Origin of the sequence: Streptomyces sp. 13-12-16 (assembly GCF_002114215.1) — a bacterium.
Classification (GTDB): Bacteria; Actinomycetota; Actinomycetes; order Streptomycetales; family Streptomycetaceae; genus Streptomyces.
This window is the reverse complement of sequence record NZ_NCTE01000784.1, coordinates 7,006-13,204: the sequence shown is the minus strand read 5'-3', so window position 1 is coordinate 13,204 and position 6,199 is coordinate 7,006. Positions and strand designations below refer to the sequence as shown.

Genomic DNA, 6,199 nt, shown 5'->3' with positions numbered 1-6,199 from the left:
CTCGGAGGCCGTCGCCCGGGGAGCGACCGGCGCCCGGATCCGGCGGGCGGCCGGCGGCAGGCCGTCCAGGTCCGCCGTGAACCTCTCCCGGCACTCGTCGAGCGTGGGCCTGACGCCGGTGCGCCGCCCGCCCCGCATCACCGTCTCCAGCAACGGCATGCCACCGTCGGGGGGCTGCTCGTCGGCCAGAGCGATCACGTCGACGCAGCCGGGGCGGCGGAACACCTGCTTGGGGCCGGGGGCCGTCACTTTCGCCGACGACAGCTTCATCACCGGCCGGCCGTCGTACTCCACCAGTTTGTAGGCCGAGTCCAGGTACGGCGCGTCGGCCGAGACGCCGACGCGGGTGCCGACGGCGTACGTGTCGATCGGCGCCCCGGAGCGGACCAGTTCGTCCACCGCGTACTCGTCGAGACCGCCGCTCGCGATGACCCGTACGTCGGGCAGGCCCGCGTCGTCGAGGAGGGAGCGTGCCCGTACCGCCAGGGCCCCGAGGTCGCCGCTGTCCAGGCGTACCGCCGAGCCGGGCCCGCGGGCCGCGTGGTCGAGCTCCCGCAGCACGCGCGCCGCGACGCGTACGCCCTCCTCGGTGTCGTAGGTGTCCACCAGCAGGGTCACCGGTCCCGGGTGGGACCGCGCGAAGGCGCGGAAGGCGTCCTCCTCCGTGGCGAACGCCTCGACGAAGGAGTGGGCCATCGTGCCGACGGCCGTCAGGCCCAGGGCGGTGGCGGCGGCCACGTTGCTGGTTCCGGCGAAGCCGGTCATCGCGCCGAGGCGGGCGGCCTGGAACCCTGCCTGCGGGCCGTGGGTGCGGCGCAGGGAGAAGTCCACGACCGGACGGCCTGCCGCCGCGAGGACGCACCGTGCGGCCTTCGAGGCGACGGTGGTCTGGTGGCTGAGCTGGTTGAGTACGTACGTTTCGGCCAGCTGTGCCTGCGGCAGAGGCGCGGTCACCTCCAGCAGGGGCTCTCCCGCCAGGACGATCCGTCCCTCCGGAACCGCCCGTACGTCGCCTGTGAACTCCAGGCCGAGCAGAGGGCGCAGGTCACGCGGCGGGCGGTGCAGCGCGGACGCGAAGGCGTCGACGTCCTCCGGGCCGACGTGAAGGCCGGACAGGTGGTCCAGGGCCGACTCCAGCCCCGCCGCGACCAGGAAGCCGCGCTCGGCGGGCAGGTCGCGGACGAAGAGGCTGAACGTCGCGGGGCCGGTCATGCCCTCCCGGAGGTAGGACATGGCCATCGTCACCTCGTACAGGTCGGTGGTCGTCGCGTCGGACATCGGCGTCGCCTCCTCGGTCCTGTCCGGCTCGTCCTCACGTCACCGGCGGAACCGGCCGGCCCACAGGGGCTCCACCCGGTCCCACTCGGCGTCCCACTGCGCGTACCTCCTCCGGTCCAGCGCGTGGCGCACGCCCACCCGCGCCGCGAAGACCCCGGCCGCCACGCCGACCGCCGCCGCACCGCCCGCGAACCAGCCGGTGGTCACGGCCTGGTTCTCGGTCATCGGCGGGCTGGTGACGGCCCCCTCGCCGGTCACCCACACCCGCACGGTGGTGCCCTCGGGCGTGTCCGGCGTCACGAGGGTGGTTCCCGTCCGCGCCGTTCCGTCGTCGTCGGTCCAGCGGACCCGCGCCTGCTGTTTCGCGTTCTCGCCGACCTCCTCGGTGATCGACGTCACCCGGGCGTCGACCTGGTGCCGCTCGGCCGACTGCGTCTGCACGGTGCGCATCGACGACTCGTACGCCGTCAGCCCCGCACCGAGCGCGGCCACCGGCAGGCCGAGGACGAGGACGAGCATCAGGAAGCCGCGGAACCAGGACTCGAACCTGTCGGACGGACGTCGCAGAGGGTTCACCCTCTTCGGGGTGCGCTCCCGGCGCGACGGCGGCGGACCGGACGCGTGCGGCGGATTCCATGCAGTCATGACTCGGCCTCCAGCAGGTCGCTGGTCCGTTCCCCCCACCGTCCTGGTCCCATCATGGGACGGCGCGGGCTCCGGTCACAGGGCCGAAGGTCCCTGTGGGGGACGGCTTCCGAGTCCACAAGGACCGGCCGATGACGTGGTCCGTCCCAGCCCGTCCGGTCATATCCGGGGAACGACCGCGACCGGACACGGCGCGTGGTGCAGTACCGCATGGTTGACCAATCCGAGTTGCAGACCCAGGTGTCCTTGTCGTCTGCGGGCGCCGACGACCAGCAGGTCCGCCTCCGCTGCCGCTTCCAGCAGGGCGTGGCGCGCCGGCCCCTCGATCACCCGCCGGTTCACCGGGGCGTCGCGGTACCGCTCCGACGCGCCGCACAGGGCGTCGTCGAGCACCCGCGCCGGCGGGCGCCGGCGGGTCTCCGGGGTGTACGAGGGCAGGGCTCGTGGTGAGTCGGAAGCATCGAGCGGTGCGCTCCAGGCGTGCACCGCCACCAGTCGGCAGTGCCGCACATGGGCCTCACGGAAGGCGAACTGTACGGCCGTGCCGCTGCCCTTCCCCTCCTCGACACCGACGACGACACTCCCGAAGCGGGCATAGCGGTGCTCCGCCGCACCGCGCACCACGACGACCGGGCAGTCCGCTCGCGCCGCCACGGCGAGGCTGACCGATCCCAGGAGCATTCCGGCGAGGTCTCCGAACCCTCTGGATCCCAGTACCGGTGCGAAGGCGTTGCGCCCTTTGCCGAGCAGGGCGGCGGTCGCGTCCTCGTGCAGCACCTCGTTCGACAACCTCACCGTGGGAGCACCCTTCCTGACCCGTTCCGAGGCGGCGTCGATCACGTCGGACGCCTCGTGGTCCCGCGCCGCCGCGTGCAGGAGGTGGAGCGGGACGCCGTGCCGGACGGCTTCTCCGGCGGCCCAGTCCACCGCCTCCAGGCTCGCCTCGGACCCGTCGACGCCGACCACCAGGGGAATCGTCACCGCCGCTGTCTCCTCCCGGCCGGATCACGCGCCTGCCTCCCGCCTCCGGTCCGCATGCGCCGCGGAGGGGATTGGGGTACTCCTCGAACGAGGGAACCCGCCCCGTCCGGCGGGCCGACGGCCTCCCGGCCGTCCGCGTCGTCGGGCTCGGGCACCGTCATCCATCCCTCTTCCAGCTTCTTACGAGACGGAGGGCACCGCCATGCGGCCAGTCGTCACCGTGGGCCTCGACGGCTCACTCGAGAGTTCCGCCGCCGCCGAGGGTGCGGGCCCGCCGGCCGCCTGCCGCCGGGAACGCCGGTACGTCCCAGCACCGCGTCCGGGCCCCGTGGCCCGGGCAGCCGTCCGTCACGCACGCCGCCCCGTCGCCGTCGTCCCCCATGACTGAGCCGGACCTCACCGGGAGGACGGCGCCCCCGGCGCCTGCGGCCGACACGTCCCCGCTCCAAACCGGTGGCCGGCACGACGGCGAGCCGCTGCCGCGCGCGCAGGTGTGCGAGACGCACACCGCGATCGTGTTCTTCGCCGGCGACCGCGCCTACAAGCTGAAGAAGCCGGTGGATCTGGGATTCCTGGACTACACGACGGTGGTGGCCCGCCGGGCGGCGTGCGAGCGTGAAGTCGCCCTCAACCGCCGCTTCGCCCCCGACGTCTATCTGGGGCTGGGTGAGCTGCGAAGCCCCGACGCACAGGCGCCGGAGCCGCTCGTGGTGATGCGCCGGATGCCCGCGGACCGCCGGCTTTCCCGCCTGGTGCGGGAAGGGGTAGCCGTCGACGACGTCCTGCGGGCCGTCGCCCGGCAGCTCGCGGCGTGGCACGCGGAGGCGCCCCGGAGCCGTGGGGTGGACGAGCAGGGCACGCGGGACGCCCTGTCCTCGCGCTGGGAGGCCGGCTTCCGGCAGGTCCGCGCGTTGGCCGACGACGGCGCCGTACCGGAGGGGGTGGCGGAGGCGGAGCGGCTGGTGCGCCGCTACCTCGCCGGCCGCACGCGTCTGTTCGACTCCCGCATCGAGCAGGGGCGGGTGGTCGACGGCCACGGCGATCTGCTCGCCGAGGACGTCTTCTGCCTCGACGACGGTCCCCGCGTCCTGGACTGCCTGGAGTTCGACGACCACCTGCGTCACGTCGACGGACTCGACGACGCCGCCTTCCTCGCCATGGACCTGGAACAGCTCGGCGCCCCTCAGGCCGCGGCGTACTTCCTCGCCCGGTACGGAGAGTACTCGGGCGATCCGGCGCCCCCTTCCCTGTGGCACCACTACGTCGCCTACCGCGCGTTCGTCCGCGCCAAGGTCTCCCTGATCCAGGCACGTCAGGGCGCGCCGGGCGCGGAGGCGGCGTTCCGGCGGCTGGTCTCGACGGCGCTGCGCCACCTGCGTACCTCCGCCGTCGGCCTGACGCTCGTCGGTGGGCTGCCGGGAAGCGGGAAGTCCACCCTCTCCGGAGCACTGGCGGACCGGCTCGGGGTCACGCTGCTCAGCAGCGACCGTCTCCGCAAGGAGCTGGCGGGAATCCCCGCGGAGCAGTCCGCGGAGGCCGGCTACGGCGAGGGAATCTACACACCGGAGTGGACGGCCAGGACCTACTCCGCCCTGCTCGACCGCGCGTCCGCCCTGCTGTCCTCGGGGGAATCCGTCGTCCTGGACGCCACCTGGTCCGATGCGGCACAGCGGGAGGCGGCCGTGCGCATGGCGGAACGCACCAGCGCCGACCTGGTGGCCCTGCACTGCCATGTGCCGGGGGACGTGGCAGCGACCCGCCTGGGCACCCGTGCCCCCGGAGCGTCCGACGCCGACGCCTCCGTCGCCGCCGTGATGGAGGCCCGGGAACAGCCGTGGCCGGAGGCCGTCTCGGTCGACACCAGCGGCTCCCTGGAGTCCGCGGTCGCCCGGGCGCTGGCTGCCGTACGCCCGTGGGGTACGGGCCAGGCGCCGGTCTTCCGTCGCCCCTACATGGAGCCGGACTAGGCGAGCGGGTGTGCCCGCCGGTGCGCCCCGGGCTCCATCGCCGGCTGCCGGTCCGCGCCACCAGGTCTCGCGGGGCATGGCGCATTGCCGCATGGTGGGGTGTACGGGGAACTCCGGCCCGGCCGGCGTGGCGGAGCCCGGCGGCGTATGCCCGTCATGGCTCCTCGAAGGAGGCCACCATGGGTGAACAGGGACCACTCGCCCCCGGCGAGGCATGGCGGGCCGTGGCCGCGTGCTTCCTCACCACCTTCGCGCTGCTCTCGCGGCACCGGATCCACCTGCCGGAAGAGCGCGTGGGCGTGCGACTGGACTTCGCCGACGGCACCGGGGCCCGGGTCTACCGGGAGACCCGCCTCGGCAGCGGCCTGGCGAAGGACCCGTGCACGCTGGTGGTCACCTTCCGGCTGCGCCTGGTGCGCGGCCCCGCGCACGCGCTGTTCCGCCGCGAGAGCCTGCTGAACACTCCCCTGTTCGTCGGATTCCCCGGTTTCACCTCGAAGCTGTGGCTGGCCCACGACGAGCGCGGCCGCTACCGCGGCGTGTACGAGTGGGACGGCCCGTGGCGCGCCGAACACTACGCGCGCTCCCTGTGGCGGGTCCTCGCGCTGGTCAGCGAGCCCGGTTCGATCCGGTACGCGATCGTGCCGGGGCTGCGCCGCGACGCCGTGATCGCGGACCCCCGACTCGTCGAGGCCCCGGAGCCGGAGACCTCCGCGTGGTGGCGCACAGCGGCCGGGACGTGACCACGACGGTGGACGTCCTGGTCGTCGGGGCCGGCACGACCGGCCTCAGCCTGGCCCTGCAGGCCCACGCCCACGGAGCACGGGTCCGGGTCGTCGAGCGGCGGCCCGAGCCGTTCCGGCCCTCCCGTGCGCTCATCCTCCACCCACGGACCCTGGAGGTCCTGCGACCGCTCGGTGTCACGGACGCCCTGCTGGAGTCGGCGGACACCGCCCCGAGGGTCCACCTGCATCTCGGCTCCCGCGTCGTCGACACCGGGCTCGCGGACCTCGCGCTGCCCGACACGGCGTTCCCCCACCTGACACTCATGCGGCAGACGGACGTCGAAACGGTGCTGGCGCGGGCGCTCGCCGACCGCGGGGTGACGGTCGAACGGGGCACCGAACTGCTCACCACCCGCGACGACGGGGACGGCGCGCATGCCGTGCTGCGCTCGCGGCACGGCGTCGAGGAGGTCCGCTGTCCCTTCGCCGTCGGCTGCGACGGCCCGGCCAGTACCGTGCGGGCCTGCGCCGGCATCGGGTGGCACGGCAGGCCCTACACCGAGGAGGTGGTCCTCGCCGACCTGGACCTCGACGGCATGCCCC

Annotated in this window: 6 protein-coding genes; 3 read left to right on the top strand and 3 right to left on the bottom strand. The window is 74.0% G+C overall.

Translation table 11 applies throughout. The features are described 5' to 3' along the window. From B7767_RS28890 to B7767_RS28880, 3 genes are all read right to left on the bottom strand, one after another. Positions 1–1,278: nicotinate phosphoribosyltransferase (locus tag B7767_RS28890; protein ID WP_085574736.1), on the bottom strand; the 1,278-nt coding region annotated here is incomplete at its 3' end. 39 nt (positions 1,279–1,317) lie between these two features. Beyond that, positions 1,318–1,854: a hypothetical protein gene (locus B7767_RS28885; RefSeq protein ID WP_085574735.1), complete on the bottom strand. Its 537-nt coding sequence runs from the start codon at positions 1,852–1,854 to the stop codon at positions 1,318–1,320. Positions 1,855–2,082: 228 nt separating this feature from the next. Then, positions 2,083–2,904 carry a universal stress protein gene (locus B7767_RS28880; protein WP_085574734.1) on the bottom strand — a complete coding sequence of 274 codons (822 nt, stop codon included), beginning with the start codon at positions 2,902–2,904 and terminating at the stop codon, positions 2,083–2,085. A gap of 491 nt (positions 2,905–3,395) precedes the next feature. Between B7767_RS28880 and B7767_RS28875 the strand changes: the two genes are divergently transcribed. The 3 genes from B7767_RS28875 to B7767_RS28865 all read left to right on the top strand — a co-directional run. After that, a complete protein-coding gene (locus B7767_RS28875) occupies positions 3,396–4,871 on the top strand; it encodes an AAA family ATPase (RefSeq protein ID WP_085574733.1) in 1,476 nt (491 codons plus the stop codon). 179 nt (positions 4,872–5,050) lie between these two features. Beyond that, positions 5,051–5,614: a hypothetical protein gene (locus B7767_RS28870; protein WP_085574732.1), complete on the top strand. Its 564-nt coding sequence runs from the start codon at positions 5,051–5,053 to the stop codon at positions 5,612–5,614. Further along, positions 5,611–6,199 (top strand): NAD(P)/FAD-dependent oxidoreductase (locus B7767_RS28865; protein WP_256923610.1); only part of this gene is annotated, 589 nt, incomplete at its 3' end. The genes B7767_RS28870 and B7767_RS28865, both read left to right, overlap by 4 nt.

Coding starts and splice junctions, on each gene's coding strand:
- B7767_RS28870 (WP_085574732.1), top strand. CDS start 5,051: ATGGGTGAACAGGGACCACTCGCCCCCGGCGAGGCATGGCGGGCCGTG.